Here is a 17,439-nt window from a genome sequence, read left to right on the forward strand (position 1 = left end):
TGTGATCCGCGGAAGATCGCCGCAGCAGTCACACAGGCAACAGACACCCGACCCCTGGGCGGACTGGTCCGTCCTGACCCGGTAGACAGATCGCATGGACACCGCTGACCTCCGGACGGGCGACGTGGTCGCCCCGGTGGCGGCGGTCTCGATCGACCTCACCACCACCCCGGTGCTCAGCTACGCGCTGGCGCACAACCGGATCCCGGTGGTCAACCGGCTCGCGCTCACCTCGACCGCCACGGTCGGCGGCGCGACGGTGCGGCTGTCGGTCCGCGACCCGGAAGGCCCGATCGGCAGCGCCGTCGAGCTCACCGCGGACCTCGACGAGGGCCGGACGACGGTCCTCCAGGACGTCGCGCTCACCCTCGACCCCGCGGCGATGCTGCAGGTCGACAGCCAGCGCCCGGGCGTGATCGACGTCGAGGTGGTCGACGGCGAGCGGGTGATCGGCCACGCGAGCACGCCGGTGCGGGTGCTCGCCGCCCACCAGTGGCTGGCCACTCCCCTGCCGCTGGCGCTGGAGATGCTCGCCGCCCACGTGCAGCCCAACCACCCGGCGGTGTCCGGGCTGATCGAGGAAGCCGCGGCGATCCTCGACCGGGACACCGGCAGCGACCTGGTCGACGGCTACGACGGCGGCCCCGAGCGCGTCGACGCGATCGTCGCCGCCCTCGCCGAGGCGATCCGCAACCACGGCATCCGGCACAGCGAGCCGCCGGCCAGCTGGGTGGAGATCGGCCAGCAGGTGCGCACGCCCGGCGACGTCCTCACCTGGCAGGTCGGCACGCCCCTGGACGTCGTCGTCCTCATGGCCGCCGCGCTGGAGCAGGCCGGCATCCGGCCGCTGCTGTGGCTCGCGGAAGGCCACGCGTTCCTCGGTTACTGGAAGGAAGAACGCAGCGCCGAGAGCGCCGCCACCACCGACGTCGCCCCGCTGGTCAACCTGGTCGACCTCGGGCTGATCGGGCTGGTCGAGCCGAAGCTGCTCACCAGCCTCGGTGAGCCCGGCGCCGACCTGCACCGCCCCGCCTACACCGGCTGGCTGACCGGCGACCTCGACCGGGTCCTCGGCGTCACCGACGTCGACCGCGCGCGCCGCGACGGGATCCTGCCGCTGCCCGCCCGCGCCCGCGACGCCGACGGCGTCCTGCAGATCGTCGAGTACCGGCCGGCCGAGCACCGGCACGCCGCCCCGCACGCCGAGCCGCACCCGGGCAGCGCGCGCCCCGACGCCCCGCCGCGGGTGCTGCAGTGGAAGAACGCGCTGCTGGACCTGTCGCTGCGCAACCGGCTGATCAACTACACGCCGCGCTCCGGGCTGCCGCTGGTCGTGCCGGCGGAGTCGCTGGGCATCCTCGAGAACTTCGTCCACGACGGGACGCCGATCACCCTGCTGCCGTCCGACCAGCTCGCCGCGGTCGCGAAGGAGCGCGGGGCGGCCACCGCCCGCGACCTGCCCGGAGAGCAGCTCGCCGAGACGCTGGTCGAGCGGCGGTCGGTGCACGCCGACGTCCCTGACGCCGGCTACCTCAACCGGCTGCGCAACCTCGCCTACAAGGCGAAGACGGTGGTCGAGGAGACCGGGGCGAACAACCTCTACCTGGCGCTGGGCAGCCTGGTCTGGGAGCTCGACGGCCGCCCGCTGCGCTCGCCGCTGGTGCTGGTGCCCGTCGTCCTCACCCCCACCTCGCGCACCGGCGCCTACCGGATCACGCTCGACGAGGCGGGCTCGAGCACCCCGAACTACTGCCTGCTGGAGAAGCTGCGCCAGCTGCACGGGGTGTCGGTCCCGCAGCTCGCCGAGCCGGCCACCGATGCCTCGGGCATCGACCTGGACGCGGCGCTGGAGGCGATGCGTTCGGCGCTGGTCGGCTACCGGCTGCCCTACCGCGTGGAGCCGACCGCCGACCTCGCGATCCTGCAGTTCGCGAAGTACCGGCTGTGGAAGGATCTCGACGAGCACTGGTCGGACTTCGCCGGCAACGCGCTCGTCCAGCACCTGGTCTACGAGCCGAACGAGCCGTTCCAGGACCCGATCTACGACACCGCCGAGCACACCGACCTCGACGAGCTGGCCGCGGCGCTGCCCGCGCCGGCCGACGCCAGCCAGCTGCGCGCCATCGCCGAGGCGACCGCCGGGCGCACCTTCGTCCTGGAGGGCCCGCCCGGCACCGGCAAGTCGCAGACGATCACCAACCTGCTCACCCGCGCGGTCGCCGACGGCAAGCGGGTGCTGTTCGTCGCCGAGAAGCGCGCGGCCCTCGACGTCGTCGCCCGCCGGCTGGACTCGGTCGGCATGGGCCCGTTCGCGCTCGATCTGCACGACAAGGGCAGCCGCGCCTCGGTGGTGCGCGCGCAGATCCGCGAGGCGATCGAGCACGCGGTCGCCGTCGACGCCCAGGGCCTGGCCGCCGACGGCGAGGACCTGCGCAGCGCCCGCCGGCTGCTGGCCCGCTACGCCGACCGGCTGCACGCGCCCAACGCCGCGGGCCTGTCGCTCTACACCGCCCGGACGGCGGAGCTGTCGGCCGCGGGCGAGCTCGCGCCGCTGCCGGTGCCGCTGCCGTTCGTGGCCGGGGCGTCGGAGGAGACGTTCACCGCCGTCCGCCGGGCGCTGGTGCTGCTGCCCGACATCGCCGACCTGACCCGCCCCTCGACCCGGCACCCGTGGGCGTTCGTCGACTCCCCGGCGATCGAGCTGCCGGCGGCGCAGGCCGCTGCGGTCGAGGTCGACCAGGCGGTGCGCGACCTTCCGGTCGGGTCAGGGCTGGCCAACGTGCTGCGGCACGCCCGCACCCCGGAGGACCTCGATTCGGTCGCCGCCCTGCTCACCGGCCCGCCGGTCGGCCTCGACGTCCTGGACGAGACCTTCACCGAGTACTGGACGGCGGCGACCTCGGCGATCCAGGGCGAGGTCGCGGCGTATCTCGCGTTCCGCCACCCCGGCATGGACGTCGCGACGCCGGCTGCCCTCGACCTGCCGCTGGCCGAGATCTACGTGGCCGCGCAGACCGCCGCGGCGGCCGGCTTCTTCAGCCGCCGGCGCAAGCTGATCGCCGTCCGCGACCGCTTGGCGCCGTACCTCAAGCCCGGTGCGCAGGTGAAGCCGAAAGACGTGCCCACCCTGGTCGAGGGCCTGTGGCGGGTGCAGAACGGCGTGCACGCGATCGCCCAGCGGGCCGCGTCCATCCCCGGCATCACCGTGCCGGAGGGCTGGAACCCGTTCGCCGACCCGGGCCTGGTCGAGCGGCAGGTCGCCTGGCTGCGGCGGGCCGCGGTCGCGGTCGACGGCTCGGCGCCGTTCCACGTCGCGCTGCGCAAGCTGATCGTCGCCGGCGAGACGGCCGACCCGGTCGGCACCGCGAAGGTGACCCGGCTGCGCGATGCCCTGCTGCGGCTGCTCGAGGTGTGCCGCAGCACCTCCCCCGCGCTCGCGCAGTGGGCCGGCGACGACGGGTTCGTGCTGCGCTGGACGATGACCCGCCCCGAGCGGGGCGTCGAGCACCCCGGTCTGATGTCGCTGCGCCGCTGGGTGTCCTTCCTCGACACGCTCGAGCCGCTGCGCACGGCCGGCCTGATCGAGGCCCGGCACCTGCTGGTCACCGGCGCGGTGCTCGCCGACGACGCCGTCCGGGCCTTCGACCGCGGAGTGGCCACCGCCTCGGTCGAGGAGCGCCGCGACGCCACCGGCCTGGACACCTTCGACCCCGAGTTCCACGAGAAGGCGATCCGCCGGTTCACGGTCGCCTCGCAGGCGGTCCGCAGGCACCTGACCTCGGCGCTGCCCGCCGCGGTGATCGACGCGCGGCCCTTCGACGCGGCGCTGGGCGCCGGGCAGGTCGGCGCGCTGCAGCGGGAGCTCGCCCGGCAGCGGCGAGGCCTGGGCGTGCGGCAGCTGCTGGCCCAGTACGGCGAGCTGATCACCACGGTCATGCCGATCGTGCTGGTCAGCCCCGACTCGGTGGCGCGGTTCTTCCCGGCGCAGGCGCGGCTGTTCGACCTCGTCGTCTTCGACGAGGCCTCGCAGATCCGGGTCGCCGACGCCATCGGCGCGCTCGGGCGGGCACGGACGGCGGTCGTGGTCGGCGACTCCAAGCAGATGCCGCCGACGTCCTTCGCCGAGCCGACCCCCGGCGCCGAGGACGAGACCTCCGACTTCGGCGCCGCCGCCGTCGAGGACGAGGAGTCGATCCTCTCCGAGTGCGTGCAGGCGCGCGTGCCGCGGCAGTGGCTGTCGTGGCACTACCGCAGCCAGGACGAGTCGCTGATCGCGTTCTCCAACGCGCAGTACTACGAGAACCGGCTGGCCTCCTTCCCCGCCCCGACGCACGGCCGGCCCTCCGCCGACCCCGACGGCCGCGGGGTCTCGCTGGTCCGGGTCGGCGGCACCTTCCACCGCTCGGGCGGCGGGCGGCTGCTGCGCACCAACCCGGTCGAGGCGGAGGCGATCGTCGCCGAGATCCGCCGCCGGTTCGCGCTCTCGCGCGATGTGGCGCCGTCCATCGGCGTGGTCACGTTCAACGCCCAGCAGCGGGCGCTCATCGAGACGCTGCTGCGCGATGGCAACAACACTGCCGACGACGACCGGCTCACCGAGGCGCTGGACCGCGCCGACGGCGAGGGCCTGTTCGTGAAGAACCTGGAGAACGTGCAGGGCGACGAGCGCGACGTCGTCTTCTTCTCCACCGCGTTCTCGGTGAACGAGAAGGGCCAGCTGCCGCTGAACTTCGGCCCGCTGAACCGGGTCGGCGGCGAGCGCCGGCTCAACGTGGCGGTCACCCGCGCCCGGCGGCAGGTCGTGGTGTTCTCCTCCTTCGAGCCCGGGCAGCTGCGGGCCGAGGAGACCTCGTCGGTCGGCATCAAGCACCTGCGCGCCTACCTCGACCTCGCCGCGATGGGCACCGACGTGCTGCCCCGCAGTGCTGGTCTCGGAGCCCGGTCGACCTCGGTGGTCGACCGGCACCGCGAGCAGATCGCCGCGGCGCTGCGCTCGCGCGGGCTCGTGGTGCGCACCGACGTCGGCCTGTCGGAGTTCCGGATCGACCTGTCGGTGGCGCGCGCGTCGGACCCCGACACCCCGGTGATGGCGGTGCTGCTCGACGGCCCCGCGTGGGCGCGGCGGCGGACCGTCGGCGACCGGGACGGGCTGCCGGTCGAGGTGCTCGCCGGGATGCAGCGCTGGCCGGCGGTCGAGCGGGTCTGGCTGCCGGCGTGGCTGGCCGACCCGTCGTCCGTGGTCGAGAAGCTGGTCGAGGCGGTCGACGCGGCCCGGCTGGAGCCGGCGCCGGTCGTCCCGCTCCAGCTGCCGACCGCGGCGATCGAGTCGTTCAAGGGCGTCGCGGCGCTGCGCGCGTCGGTCACCGCGTCGCTGCCGGTGCCGCCCCCGGCTGCGGTCGCACCCAAGCCGGCGCCGGCTGCGAAGCCCGCCGGCCCCGCGGTCCTGGACGGCGAGACGACCTTCTCCGCGTGGACGCCGAGGACCGCCGGCGAGAAGACGGTGCTCGACGAGCTGCCGGCCGCGAAGTCGGCGCGGGTGGTGCGGCGGGTGCTGACCAGCGGCATCAAGGCCGAGGGCCCGATCCACGTCGACCGGCTGGTGCGGCTGACCGCGGCGGCGTTCGGGCTGACCCGGGTCACCGAGGCCCGCAAGACCGCGATCCTCTCGGTGCTGCCGCCGTCGGTCCTGACCGACGAGTGGCTGTGGCCCGAGGGCGGCGACCGCGCCGCCTACGACGTCTTCCGCCGGCAGGCCGCGAGCACCGAGCGGCCGCTGGAGCACGTGCCGCCGGAGGAGATCGGCAACGCGATGACCGCGCTGTGCCGCGCGGCCGCCGGCATGGAGCGCGAGGAGCTGCTCACCCAGGTGGCGGCGGTGTTCGGCTACAAGCGGCGGACGCCGACCGTGACCCCGGTGCTCGAGGCCGCGGTCGACGCCGCGCTGGCCGCAGGCAAGCTCACGACGTCCGAGTCGGGCCTGCTCGTCGCCGTCTGATCAGCGGGCCGGGCGGCTCTTCGCCCGGTTCTGGTACGAGGCGATGGCCTGCTTGATCTTCGCCTGGTTCTCGGGCTTGCGGGCCTCGTCGTAGACCTTCTTGGCCACGGCGGCCATGATCGCGGTCCGGATCAGCTTCACGGGCTTCCCTTCGTCGGTTCGTCCTGTGCTGCCCGGTCCAACGCGTGGGCAACCTCAGGTGGTTTCGCCCGCCTGTCCGCGGAAGCGGTCGGCCGTCTCCTGCAGGCGCTGCACGTGCTCCGGCCAGTCGATCCGCGCCAGGTTGTCGTTGGTCTGCCGCAGCCCGACCGCGCCGTCGGCGAGCTCGCGGACGACGTCGGCGTGCCCGGCGTGGCGGTGCGTCTCGGCGATCACGTGCACCAGCACCCGGTGCAGGGTCGGGTGCCGGCGCTCCTCGGGCCACCACGGCACCGTGCCGGTCGCGGCCAGGTCGAGCGCCTCGATCGTCGCGTCGGAGTGCGCCCACACGCGGTGGTAGAGCGCCACGAGCTGCTCGCGGCTCTCCTCGGCGGTCGCCCACATGTCGGCGTTCGGCTCGGCGTCGTCGTCCAGCCACGGCAGCGGCTCGGCGAAGGGCCGGCCGAAGACCTCGCCCAGGTAGCCCGATTCGACGCTCGCGACGTGCTTGACCAGGCCGAGCAGGTTGGTGCCGGTCGGCGTGAGCGGGCGGCGGACGTCGAACTCCGAGGCGCCGGAGAGCTTCCAGAGCAGGTCCTCCCTCCCGCGCTGGAGGTAGGCGGCGAGATCGGCCTTCGCGGCATCGGTCATGGACAGCAGTCTGCACACCCGCCCCACTCGTCCCAGGACGGCGCGGCAGGCCGGTGCCTCCCTGTACCGGATCTAGCGTCGGCGCCAGCTGGGCACCCCTGGAGGCGAGCACCACCGTGCGTTGGGAAGAACCGCGAGACCCGGAGCAGGCGCCGCCGCCGCGCCGTTGGGGTGTCGGCGCCGCCGTCGCCGGGCTGGGCCTCGCCCTCGTCGTCGGCGCCACCCTCCTCCCCGGCAGTCCGCCACCGCCCGCGCACCGCGGAACCCTCGCCGTCGCTGCGGTCGACGAGCCGACGGGCCGCGGCGGATTGCCGCACCGCGTGCCGGCCGCGCCGACGACGGCCCCTGCGCCCGCCCCGGTCCCCGCCGCGCCGGTGGCCGAGGTGGCGGCGACCTCGCGGGCGACGACCTCCGCGCCGGCGGCCGCCCCGCTGGTCGCGCGGATCGGGCAGGCGTGCTCCGCCGCGGGCGCGACCGCGGTCGACGCGGACGGCACCGCGCTGGTCTGCCAGAGCGGCAAGGGCAACGGCAACGGCGCACCGCGCTGGCGCAAGGCCTGAGCCGCTAGCACCCTCGTCGGGGCACGATCAGTGTCGAGTGCTCAGTCGGGGCGGACGGCGACCAGGCAGAGGTCGTCGGCGAGCGGCCCGCGGGCGAAGCCGGTGACGGCGGAGACCAGCCCGGCGACGACGTCCTTGGCCGGCGCGCCGGCGAGGTCCCGGACGATCTGCTTGGCCCGCGCCTCGCCGAACAGCGCGACCGGGGTCCCCGGCGGGCGCCGGACCGGACGCCCCTCGGTCAGGCCGTCGGTGAACACGAGGACGCCGCTGCCCAGCGGTGCCCGGCTGACGGGCGCGGCCGGCTCGACGGGCCCCACGCCCAGCGGCGTCGTCGCCGCCCCCGTGGCGAGCGACTCCCCGGTGTCGAGCACCCAGGGCGCGGGGTGGCCGGCGGTGGCCCAGCGGACCTCGGGCTCCGGCGTCCCGCCGATGGTCAGGCACACCGCGGTGACGAACGACGCCCCGTCGCCGGTGCTCTCCCGGAGCGCGGTGTCGGCCAGCCGCAGCAGCTCCCCGGGATCGCCGGTGAAGTGGGCGAACGTCGCCATGGTCGCGCGGAGGAAGGCGGCGCCCCGGGCGGCCGCGAGCCCGTGCCCGACGACGTCCCCCACGACGATCGTGGTCGCGCCGGACGGTCCCCCCACGACGAGGAAGAAGTCGCCGGCGACCTCGCCCTCGGCGGGCACGAACGCGGTCGCCACGTCCAGCCCGGGCGTGGTCGGGACGACGGCCGGGGTGAGCGCGGCCCGCAGCGCCTCGAGCTCGGCCAGCTCCGCCCGCTGCTCCTCGATCTGCCGGGCCATCCGGCGCTCCCGGTTGAGCAGCACGGTCACCAGGACCGGGACGCCGAAGAACAGCAGCCCGCGGTTGACGATCGCCCAGCCCATGCTCGTCCCGTTGAAGTCCGGCGCCGGCGACATGGCCTGGTCGAGCACGAAGTTCCCGAGGGCGACCGCGGCCGTCAGCAGGCCGCCGGGCAGGCCGAACCAGAACACGGCCAGCACGATCGGTAGCAGCCCGTAGATCGAGATGCCGATCCCCGGCTGGTTGTTCAGCTGCAGCAGGCCGAAGACGCCCGCCAGCAGGACGACGAGGACGCCGATCTGCGCGGCCACCCGACCGCGGGACCGGCCTCGATCGGGTCGTCGCGGCACGCGGGGAACGTAACAGCCGGTGCCGTCCGCACCGGGAACCCGCGGACCGCGCTGCGCGTGATCGGGGCCGAGGAGGCATGGTGGTCGCGACCGCGACGCCCTACCGTCGGCCTCCCGGTGGCGAACGGGAGGCGCGCGTGGTGGACGAGGAGACCCCCTCCGCCGAGGGGCTGACCACCGTCGTCGGCACCCGCCGTGTGCACCCGATGGAGCCCGGCGACCCGGTGGCGATCGGCCCGTACACGGTGCTGTGCCGGCTGCCGCGCGGCGGGCAGGGGGCCGACGTCTTCGTCGCGAAGTCCGACGACGAGTCCGCGCAGCTCGTCGTCATCAAGTGCCTGCCGGCCGACGCCGGGGAGCTGACCCGCCGGCGGTTCGCCCGCGAGGTGGAGAACGCGGCACGGATCGTCAGCCCGCGGGTGGCGCGGATCGTCGGCCAGGACCTCGAGGCGAAGAGCCCCTACTACGTGCAGGAGTACGTGCAGGGTCTGCCGCTCGACGAGTGGCTGGCCCAGCGCGAGCGGGTCGGGCTCAACGCCGAGGAGCTGCGCCGGATCGCGATCGGGCTGCTCCGCGCGCTGCGCGACGTGCACGCGGCCAAGGTCGTCCACCGCGACGTGAAGCCGAGCAACATCATCATCAACGACAAGGGCCTGTGGCTGGTCGACTTCGGGATCAGCCGCTACCTCGGCACCGAGCACCCCGACGGCACGGTGACCTCGGCGATCAACGGCTTCGGCTCGAAGCTGTTCGCCAGCCCCGAGCAGCTGCAGGGCCTGCCGCTCACCGAGGCCAGCGACGTCTACAGCTGGGGCATGGTGATCGCCTACGCGGCGGGCGCCAAGCACCCGGTCGACCCGGACGACGAGCTCTCCCCCGCCGACTACTGGATCGAGCTCAAGGCCGGGCGGATCGACCTCGCACCGGTGCCGCACAACCTGCTCGACAGCGTCACCCGCGCGCTGCGGTTCAACCCCGAGCGCCGGCCGTCGCTGTCGGAGCTGGCCCGCGACGTCGAGCAGAGCACCCGGTGGCTCGGCCAGACCTCGGAGATCCCGTCCCCACGGACGGCGCTGGGCGACTTCCGCTCCCTCGACGCGGTGCTCGATGTCGTCCGCTACCAGCTGGCCCGGGTGGAGCGAGCGGTCGCGGACACCCAGACCGGCTACGCGGCCGCGATCGGCGTCGCCGTCGTCCTCGGCGTGATCACCGGCCTGGTGCTCGCCGTCCTGTTCCACGTCATCTTCGGATAGGGGGCCCTCGGATGACCGGGATGTACCAGCGGGCGCTGGCCCAGCAGGCGCTGGAGGCGCGGCGCCACCGCTACCTCCAGCGCCAGCGGGTGCTGCTGCTGGTGTTCGCGGCGACCACCGTCGTCTTCTTCGTGCTGCTGGTCCGATGAGCCGGGACTTCGTCTGCCCCCGCTGCCTGGAGCGGTTCGCGCTGTCGGCCTGGCAGAACTCCGCCGGCCAGCGGGTCGCCCCGCCGCCGCGGCCGACCGCGTGGCGGCGGTTCACCGACCCGTTCCGGGTGCCCGAGTCCCCGGCCGACGGCGGCTCGATGGAGCAGCGGGCGGCGCTCGGTGACGCGCGCCGGCTGACCGCGGTCTGCCCCAACGGGCACCGGCTGCCGCCGGACTACCTGGAACGGCCGACCGTCGTCGTCGGGCTGGTGGGGTTGACCGGCGCGTCGAAGAGCACCTACCTGACCGTGCTGCTCGATCTCCTCTACGCCGGCGCGCTCGCGCCGCTGGACATCTCGGTGGAGATGGACGAGGAGAGCGCCGACCGGTTCGAGGTCAACTACCGGCAGCCGCTGATGGTCGACAAGCGGCAGCTGCCGCTCACCCCGCTGCTGCTGGAGGAGGGCCAGTCGCCGGAGCCGCTGACCGTGGTGTTCCGCCGGTCCAGCCGGGGCGCGCCGGAGCGGTCGATCAACGTCGTCTTCTTCGACGCCTCGGGCGAGCAGCTCTACCGCAAGGAGGACCTCGGCCGGTTCGGGAAGTTCCTCTACGTGGCGAGCGGGATCATCGTCGTGCTGCCGCCCGGCATCTTTCCCGGGCTGGCCTCGGCCGCCGACCCCGGCGAGTCCTCGATCGGGCTGGCCCGCCCGACGCAGATGCTGGTCAACCTGGCCGACCTGCTGCGCTCGGCGCGCGGGCTGAAGAAGGACGCCTACCTGGCCGACGTGTCCGCCTCGGTGATCCTGTCCAAGGCCGACAAGCTGCTCTCGCACCCCGACTTCCCGGCCGACGCCCTGCGCGACCCCGACCTCTCCCCCGCCGCGCTGCCCCGGTTGTTCGAGGAGGTGCGCGCCAACTCGGGCCGGCTGGTCGACTTCCTCGAGGCCAACGGCGGGTCCAACCTGCTCACCGCGCTGCTCGGCCGGCTGCCCGACCCGACGGTGCACGCGGTGTCGGCGACCGGGTCGGAGCCGACCGGCGGGCGGTACCCGTCGATCGCGCCGCGCGGCGTGCTCGAGCCGCTGCTGGTGCTGCTGGCCCGGCACCGGTTCATCCCGCGCGAGGGGCTGGAGCTGGAGCAGGCGCTCGCCGAATGGCCGCGGGGATGACCGACTGCCCGCAGCTGGTCTACACCTCCGCCAGCCGGACGCTGGAGGGGCCGGGCTTCGGCGTCTTCGCGATGTCCCGCGACTGGCCGTCGGCGCTGGGCACCTCGCGGTCCACGCTCGGGCCCTTCATCGGGCAGCCTTCGGACGGCGCGGCCTACGGGGTGCTGGCGACCCACGGTGGCCGGCTGGCCTACGCCAAGACGCCGGTGGAGTCCGACGACTTCGGCCGCCGCGGCAACTACGTCGTCCACCTGCTGTGGGACGCCGCCGGGTTGCTGACCGCCCGCGACGTGCTGGCGCTGCACCGGTCCGGCGGGTTCGTCTCCGCGGTGCGCGGGGACCCGTCGCGGGAGGCGCCGCCGGTGCGGGTGCCGCGGGCCCGGCGGACGACGCCGTCGCTGGCGCTCGACGAGATCGATCCCCTGGTGCCGTCGCTGGCCGCGCTGCTCGCGGCCGTGGAGTCCGGCGGCGGCGCGGTGCGGGTGCCCGCGGTGTCGGTGCTGCTCGACGTGCTCCCGCGCGGGTTGGGCGGCGCCGTCTCGCTGCACGTCGGGACGGCGGACCCGATGGGCGACACCGCGACGGTGGCGCTGCTCGTGGGGGCCTACGCCGAGCCGGCGGCGGACACGACCAACTGCGGGCGGGCCCGGGCGCTGCTGGAGACCGCGGCGAAGGGCGAGCTGTGCCCGGACGACGTCACCCGGTTCGACGAGCTCGACGCGTGGCTGTTCGCCGACGCGTGGATGGACCTGGAGCCGGCCGCGCTCACCGACTCGCAGCTGGTCGCGGTGCTGGCCTCGCCCGGCGCCGGGCGGTGGCTGGCCTCGGCCCGCGCGGCGTCGGTGGCCACGGCCATCGCCGCCGAGGACCGCGAGGTGGAGGCGGCGCTGCGCTCGGCGATCACCCGCGACGCGGCCGCCCGGGCAGGGGTGCGGTCGGTCGAGCTGGGCTCGGTGCTCAAGGCCGTCTTCGACGGCATCCCCGCCCGGACGGCGGACTTCTCCGGGCTGACCCAGGGCGACCTGGCCACCGCGTTCCTCAAGGAGCTGGGCCGGGGACGGCGGCTGCCGCGGGTCAGCCCCGAGGCCGGGCTGCTGATCGAGCAGTCGCTGGGGCTGGGCCACCCGATCCCGCTGGTCGGGCTGACCGACGACGTCGAGGGGCTGGCCGGCCTGGTCGCCCGCCGGCCGGTGGTCCGCGAGGCGCTGCTGCGGGAGTGGAAGACCGCCACGTGGTCGCCGGCGCACGACCAGCTGCTGGCCCAGCTGGTGCTCTACGACGCCGAGTGGTTCTCCACGCTCGCGCCGCTGTCCCCGCCGTCGTCCCTGCAGACCGCGCTGGCCTGGGCGGCCCGGCAGATGAGCGCGCGGCAGGTCGAGCGGCTGGCGGTGACCGTGGCGTCGTCCGAGATGTCCGGGCACGGCTGGGCGCTGCGCTGCGTGCTGTTCCCGTGCGGGCTCCCGGCCGAGGAGGTCGCGGGGATCGCCGCCCGGCACTTCGAGGTCTTCGCGCGGGACGACGGCTGGCCGCGACCGCTCGCCCGCGAGACCGGCGCCCAGCTGGCCCACCCGCCCGACGACCCGCCCAAGCGCCGCCGCCGCTGACGGGGTTTCGCACGCTTTACCGTCCGCGGTTAAGCGCGCGAAACCTCAGGTGAAGCGGGGGTCGGGAGGCAGCCGCGGGTTGAGGAGGTGCGCGACCAGCGCCGTCCAGCCGGTCTGGTGCGCGGCACCCAGACCCTCGCCGGTGTCGCCGTCGAAGTACTCGCTGAACGTGGGGTGCGAGCGCCACAGCGGCGAGTCGCTGGACTCGATGCGCTTGCCGTCGGCCGGACGCTTGCCGTCCACCGGACGGAAAAGCGCGGTCAGCGAGTTGTCGATCAGGTCCGCGGCCTCGACCAGCGTGCAGCGGTTGCCCGACCCGGTCGGGATCTCGATGGTGAAGTCGTCGTCGTAGAACCGGCCCAGCGTGCGCAGCTTGTCGGCGAGCAGCACGTTCACCGGGAACCAGACCGGCCCGCGCCAGTTGGAGTTGCCGCCGAACAGGCCTGTGCGCGACTCCCCCGGCTCGTACTCGATGCCGAACTCGCGGTCGCCCAACCGGGCAACCACCTGGCCGGTGGCCTTCGACAGCGACCGGATCCCGTACGGCGAGAGGAACTCGCCCTCGTCGAACATCCGCTGCAGGAGGCGCGCCAGCCGTTCCTTGGACACCAGGGAGAGCAGCATCTTGCGCCCGTCCGGTGTCGACCGGCTGCGCAGCGGGCCCAGCAGCTGCGGACGGCGGCGCTGCAGCCAGCGCAGCTGGTTGGCCAGGTCGGGCAGGTCGCGGCCGATCCAGGTGGGCACCTCGGTGGCGCCGAGGATCGGCAGCAGCCCGACCATCGACCGCACGCGCAGCGGCCGCGCCGTCCCGTCGGGGGCGACCAGGCTGTCGTAGAAGAAGCCGTCCTCCTCGTGCCAGAGCGACACCTCGTGCGAGCCGAAGGTGTTCATCGCCTGGGCGATGGACAGGAAGTGCTCGAAGAACTTGGTCGCCGTGCCGTCCCAGGCCTGGTCGAACCGGGACAGCTCGAGCGCGATCTTGAACATCTGCTGGCAGTAGAAGGCCATCCAGCTGGTCGCGTCCGACTGCTCCAGCCGGTAGCCGGGCGGCAGCGGGGCCGAGCGGTCGAACAGCGCGATGTTGTCCATGCCGAGGAAGCCGCCCTCGAACAGGTTCGACCCGGCGGCGTCCTTGCGGTTGACCCACCACGAGAAGTTCATGAGCAGCTTGGTGAACACCCGGACCAGGAACGCCTGGTCGCGATAGCCGTCGATCCGGTAGACGTGCCAGGCCGCCCAGGCGTGCACCGGCGGGTTGACGTCGCCGAACGCCCACTCGTACGCGGGCAGCTGGCCGTTGGGGTGCATCGCCCACTCGCGGCACATGAGGACCAGCTGCTCCTTGGCGAAGTCCGGGTCGACGTGCGCCAGCGGGATGCAGTGGAACGCGGTGTCCCACGCGGCGAACCAGGGGTACTCCCACTCGTCCGGCATGGAGATGACGTCGGCCAGCGCGAGGTGCCGCCAGCCGCTGTTGCGCCGTCCCCGCTGCCGGCGGGACTCCGGGGCGGGCGAGCCGGGGTCGCCGTCGAGCCACTGGGAGACGTCGAGCCGGTAGAGCTGCTTGGTCCACAGCAGGCCGGCGTAGGCGCGGCGGGCGACGTGCCGGTCCTCCTCGGACAGCCCGGGGTGGATGACGGTCCCGTAGAACTCGTCGGCCTCGGCCTTGCGGACGGCGAGCACGTCGTCGAAGCCGTCGCCGAAGGTCTCGTCGTCCGGGTCCTCGCGGTGCAGCCGCAGCCGCACCTCGACGGTCTCCCCCGGCTGCACGGCGTCCCAGCGGTACCAGAACGCGGCCTTGGTGCCGGAGTCCGCCGGGTTGACCGCCGTCCGGTCGTCGTGGACGACGCAGCGGTTGATGGCGTCCTTCGGGTACGGGCTGGCGTTGCGGTCGGCCCCGAACAGCGCCACGGCGTTGGTCTCGTTGTCGCAGCTCAGCACGCGCGGTGAGCCCTCCGCGGCCAGGACGTACCGGCCGAGGAACCCGTGCTCGGCCTCCACCGCCTCGAGCCCGCTCACGGTGAGCATCGGCGCGAGGAGCTGGGTGATCATGCCCTGCCGGTGCTCCCGACCCCACGACCACGTGTTGCGGAACCACACCTGCGGCAGCAGGTGCAGCGGCGCGGCCTCGGGCCCGTGGTTGGTCGCGCTGACGACGATGCAGACGTCTTCGGGGCCGGCCTTGGCGTAGGTGACCTGGACGTCGAAGAACCGGTCCTCGTCGAGGACGCCGGTGTCGGCCAGCTCGTACTCGCGCTCGTCGCGCGAGCGCTTGGCGTTCTCCTCCCGCAGCTGCTGGTAGGGGAACTCCGCGTGCGGATACCGGTACAGCCACTGCATCCAGGAGTGCGTCGGTGTGCCGTCGACGGCCCACCAGTACTCCTTGGCGTCCTCGCCGTGGTTGCCCTCGTCGTTGGTCAGCCCGAACAGCCGCTCCTTGAGGATCGGGTCCTTGCCGTTCCAGAGCGCCACGGAGAAGTTGAGGAAGCCCCAGCGGTCGCAGATCCCGCCGAGGCCGTCCTCGCCCCACCGGTAGGCGCGGGCGTGCGCGTGGTCGAACGGGAAGGAGCCCCAGACGTCGCCGTCCTCGGAGTAGTCCTCGCGGACCGTGCCCCACTGGCGGCCGGCCAGGTAGGGGCCCCACGACCGCCACGGCGCGGCCATGTCGGAGGACTCGACGAGGCGGGCGTGCTCAGCCGTGCGCGGCGCGACGGCGTCCTGGGGACCGGGTGGTGCGACAGACACGACCTCCAGCCTGACACGGATCGCCCGTCGTGCTGGGAACCGCAGGCGTGGTACTTGTCGGACGTGAGCCTGCGGATGCACCGGTCGCATCGTGTGGCCGGTGCGCTCGTGGGCGCGGCGGTCGGGGACGCGCTGGCGGCGCCGTTCGCCGGGGCGCCGCCGGGTGAGTTCTCCCGCCGGTTCCCGGTACCGGCCCGTGGATCGCGCACCGAGATGTGCGGCGCCGACCCCGGCCGGTTCACGTCGGCCTTCACCCGCACCCTCGAAGCGCTGATCGACGAGGAGTTCACCTTCCCCGACCAGCTCTGCGGGGCCCTCGCCGGCGAACCGGTCGAACCGGTCGGCAGCGACTTCGCCGACGTGCTGCGGCGGGCGATCGACGGGCAGCGGGACGCGATGACCGCCGGCGCGCTGGCCGGGGCCGTGTTCGGCATGGCCGGCATCCCGATGCGCTGGTCGTCCGTCGTCCACGGGGAGGCGGCCGGCCGTAGCTGGCGGCTGGACGACCTGCAGGAGCTGGCCGCGACCCTCGACGGGCACCCGACGCCGCCGTACGACCCCGGGCACATCCCGCGGCTCGGGCCGACCGAGGTGCTGCCCGGCATCTGGGCCGGCAACCTCGACGGCGCTCGGTACAGCGACAGCAGCTTCGCGGTCATCTCGCTGTGCCGCCTGGGCGAACCGTTCGGCCACCAGGTGCAGCGCATGGCGTATCTCGCCGACAACGACCACAACACCGAGCTCGACGTCGTCCTCGAGGACGTGCTCGCCGACATGGCGGCGCTGCGCGCGGAGGGACGGCGGATCCTCGTGCACTGCCACGGCGGCGCGTCCCGGACCGGGCTGGTCCTGCGCGCGTGGCTGCGCCGCACCGAGGGCCTGTCCACCGACGAGGCGACGGAGGTCGTGGCCGGGCGGTGGCCCTATCTCGGTCTCTGGAACGCCAGCTTCACCGCCGCGCTGGAGCGGCTGGCCTAACCGGCCGGGCCGGAGAAGGCGACCTCCGAGACGGCGACCTTGTCCACGGCGGGCTGACCGTTGACCGTGGCCCCGGGCACGCTCTGCAGGATCGTGATGTCGATCCGCGCGGTGTGCACACGGGGCACCTGCATCGACTGCAGCGACCGGTCGGCCGGATCGGTGTCGAACCGCTGGACCGCGGTGCTGCCGTCGTCGAACGTGTACTGGACGGCGGCGATCCGGCGGTCCTGCGCGTAGCGGTCGGTGGCGTCGGCGGGGTCGGTCTTCGCGAACCCGGGGATCAGACCGACCCGGTCGACGTCGTGCGCCTGGCCGAACCGGATCTCCAGGGTCTGCCCGACGCCGTCGCCGTCGCAGCGCCAGGCGGTGTCGGGTCGGCCGTCCAGGACCAGGGCGGGCTCGTAGCTGGTCGGATGGCCGGCGGCGTCCTGGCTGGGCTGGGACACGCACTGGGCCAGCGCGGTGTCGGGGTGCAGCGCCGTCTCGGGACCCCGCGCGCTGGTCGGGGTGCCCTCCTCCAGCTTCTTGCCCGCCGCCGCGGTCCGCGCGGCCTCCTGGGGGCTTCCGGACGTGCCCTGCGAGCGCAGCCAGAGGAGACCACCGGCGACGAGGGCGACGAGCAGCACCGCCGCCGACGCCACGATCACCACCGACCGCGTGCGGTGACCCGGCCCCGGTCGCGGAGCCGGCGGCGGTCCGTAGCCCACCGGCTGCGTCGGCGGCCGCGGGTCGACCGGGTGTACGTCCGTGCGGGCGCCGGCGAGTACCTGCGCCCGGGCCTGCACGTAGTCCTGCTCGCTGAGGGCGCCGCGCGAGTACAGATCGAGCAGCTCCTGGAGGCGCAGCTCGGTCTCGTCCATCGCTCTCCCAGCGGGTCGCTGCCGCGGAGGCTCCTCGGGTCGCACCGGGAGGTCAATGAGGGCGGCCACGCTGGCGCTGCGGCACGGCTCGTGCACAGCACGTGGTGCCGCGCCGCGTCCGTCCCGGTTCACGGGCCCAGCACAGCCTGCGGCGAACGCGCAGGTCAGCGGCCCGCCACA

12 protein-coding genes are annotated in these 17,439 nt (G+C 74.1%); 7 read left to right on the forward strand and 5 right to left on the reverse strand.

The window, feature by feature from the left end:
• Positions 1–94 precede the first annotated feature (94 nt).
• A complete protein-coding gene (gene proA, locus GGQ55_RS00615) occupies positions 95–5,995 on the forward strand; it encodes an anti-phage protein ProA (protein WP_179714635.1) in 5,901 nt (1,966 codons plus the stop codon).
• On the opposite strand, the gene GGQ55_RS00620 is transcribed toward proA, so the two are convergent.
• Positions 5,996–6,136, reverse strand: a complete 141-nt coding sequence (locus GGQ55_RS00620; protein WP_179714636.1) for a hypothetical protein — start codon at positions 6,134–6,136, stop codon at positions 5,996–5,998. It lies immediately after the preceding gene.
• A gap of 54 nt (positions 6,137–6,190) precedes the next feature.
• A complete protein-coding gene (locus tag GGQ55_RS00625) occupies positions 6,191–6,784 on the reverse strand; it encodes a DinB family protein (RefSeq protein ID WP_179714637.1) in 594 nt (197 codons plus the stop codon).
• Positions 6,785–6,900: 116 nt separating this feature from the next.
• Between GGQ55_RS00625 and GGQ55_RS00630 the strand changes: the two genes are divergently transcribed.
• On the forward strand, positions 6,901–7,344 hold the full coding sequence (locus GGQ55_RS00630) for a hypothetical protein (protein ID WP_179714638.1): 444 nt from the start codon (positions 6,901–6,903) through the stop codon (positions 7,342–7,344).
• A 41-nt stretch (positions 7,345–7,385) separates the two neighbouring features.
• On the opposite strand, the gene GGQ55_RS00635 is transcribed toward GGQ55_RS00630, so the two are convergent.
• Entirely contained in the window at positions 7,386–8,459 is a 1,074-nt protein-coding gene (locus GGQ55_RS00635) for a PP2C family protein-serine/threonine phosphatase (protein WP_179714639.1), read from the reverse strand.
• A gap of 116 nt (positions 8,460–8,575) precedes the next feature.
• Here GGQ55_RS00635 and GGQ55_RS00640 point away from each other — a divergent pair, with 116 nt between their 5' ends.
• The 4 genes from GGQ55_RS00640 to GGQ55_RS00655 are packed head-to-tail and all read left to right on the forward strand — an operon-like array spanning position 8,576 to position 12,673.
• Positions 8,576–9,751, forward strand: coding sequence for a serine/threonine-protein kinase (locus GGQ55_RS00640; protein WP_179714640.1), 1,176 nt, complete (start codon positions 8,576–8,578; stop codon positions 9,749–9,751).
• An 11-nt stretch (positions 9,752–9,762) separates the two neighbouring features.
• Complete coding sequence (locus tag GGQ55_RS00645) at positions 9,763–9,900, forward strand: hypothetical protein (RefSeq protein ID WP_179714641.1); 138 nt, start codon at positions 9,763–9,765, stop codon at positions 9,898–9,900.
• Complete coding sequence (locus tag GGQ55_RS00650; protein ID WP_179714642.1) at positions 9,897–11,069, forward strand: hypothetical protein; 1,173 nt, start codon at positions 9,897–9,899, stop codon at positions 11,067–11,069. The genes GGQ55_RS00645 and GGQ55_RS00650 overlap by 4 nt, the downstream gene beginning before the upstream one ends.
• Positions 11,054–12,673: a hypothetical protein gene (locus GGQ55_RS00655; RefSeq protein ID WP_179714643.1), complete on the forward strand. Its 1,620-nt coding sequence runs from the start codon at positions 11,054–11,056 to the stop codon at positions 12,671–12,673. Before GGQ55_RS00650 ends, GGQ55_RS00655 begins: the two co-directional genes overlap by 16 nt.
• Before the next feature lie 45 nt (positions 12,674–12,718).
• Here GGQ55_RS00655 and GGQ55_RS00660 read toward each other — a convergent pair whose 3' ends face one another.
• Complete coding sequence (locus tag GGQ55_RS00660; protein WP_179714644.1) at positions 12,719–15,418, reverse strand: MGH1-like glycoside hydrolase domain-containing protein; 2,700 nt, start codon at positions 15,416–15,418, stop codon at positions 12,719–12,721.
• Positions 15,419–15,511: 93 nt separating this feature from the next.
• On the opposite strand from GGQ55_RS00660, the gene GGQ55_RS00665 reads away from it, so the two are divergent.
• Complete coding sequence (locus tag GGQ55_RS00665; RefSeq protein WP_366488488.1) at positions 15,512–16,396, forward strand: dual specificity protein phosphatase family protein; 885 nt, start codon at positions 15,512–15,514, stop codon at positions 16,394–16,396.
• On the opposite strand, the gene GGQ55_RS00670 is transcribed toward GGQ55_RS00665, so the two are convergent.
• Positions 16,393–17,259 carry a discoidin domain-containing protein gene (locus tag GGQ55_RS00670; RefSeq protein WP_179714645.1) on the reverse strand — a complete coding sequence of 289 codons (867 nt, stop codon included), beginning with the start codon at positions 17,257–17,259 and terminating at the stop codon, positions 16,393–16,395. The two genes, GGQ55_RS00665 and GGQ55_RS00670, sit on opposite strands and share 4 nt — an antisense overlap.
• Between the last annotated feature and the right edge of the window lie 180 nt (positions 17,260–17,439).

It is taken from the genome of Petropleomorpha daqingensis (genome assembly GCF_013408985.1).
Taxonomy (GTDB): Bacteria; Actinomycetota; Actinomycetes; order Mycobacteriales; family Geodermatophilaceae; genus Petropleomorpha; species Petropleomorpha daqingensis.

Excerpts from the sequence above, each read along its gene's own strand:
- proA (WP_179714635.1), top strand. The coding sequence starts at position 95 with ATGGACACCGCTGACCTCCGGACGGGCGACGTGGTCGCCCCGGTGGCG.
- GGQ55_RS00625 (WP_179714637.1), bottom strand. The coding sequence starts at position 6,784 with ATGACCGATGCCGCGAAGGCCGATCTCGCCGCCTACCTCCAGCGCGGG.
- GGQ55_RS00640 (WP_179714640.1), top strand. The coding sequence starts at position 8,576 with ATGGTGGTCGCGACCGCGACGCCCTACCGTCGGCCTCCCGGTGGCGAA.
- GGQ55_RS00645 (WP_179714641.1), top strand. The coding sequence starts at position 9,763 with ATGACCGGGATGTACCAGCGGGCGCTGGCCCAGCAGGCGCTGGAGGCG.
- GGQ55_RS00650 (WP_179714642.1), top strand. The coding sequence starts at position 9,897 with ATGAGCCGGGACTTCGTCTGCCCCCGCTGCCTGGAGCGGTTCGCGCTG.
- GGQ55_RS00655 (WP_179714643.1), top strand. The coding sequence starts at position 11,054 with ATGGCCGCGGGGATGACCGACTGCCCGCAGCTGGTCTACACCTCCGCC.
- GGQ55_RS00670 (WP_179714645.1), bottom strand. The coding sequence starts at position 17,259 with ATGGACGAGACCGAGCTGCGCCTCCAGGAGCTGCTCGATCTGTACTCG.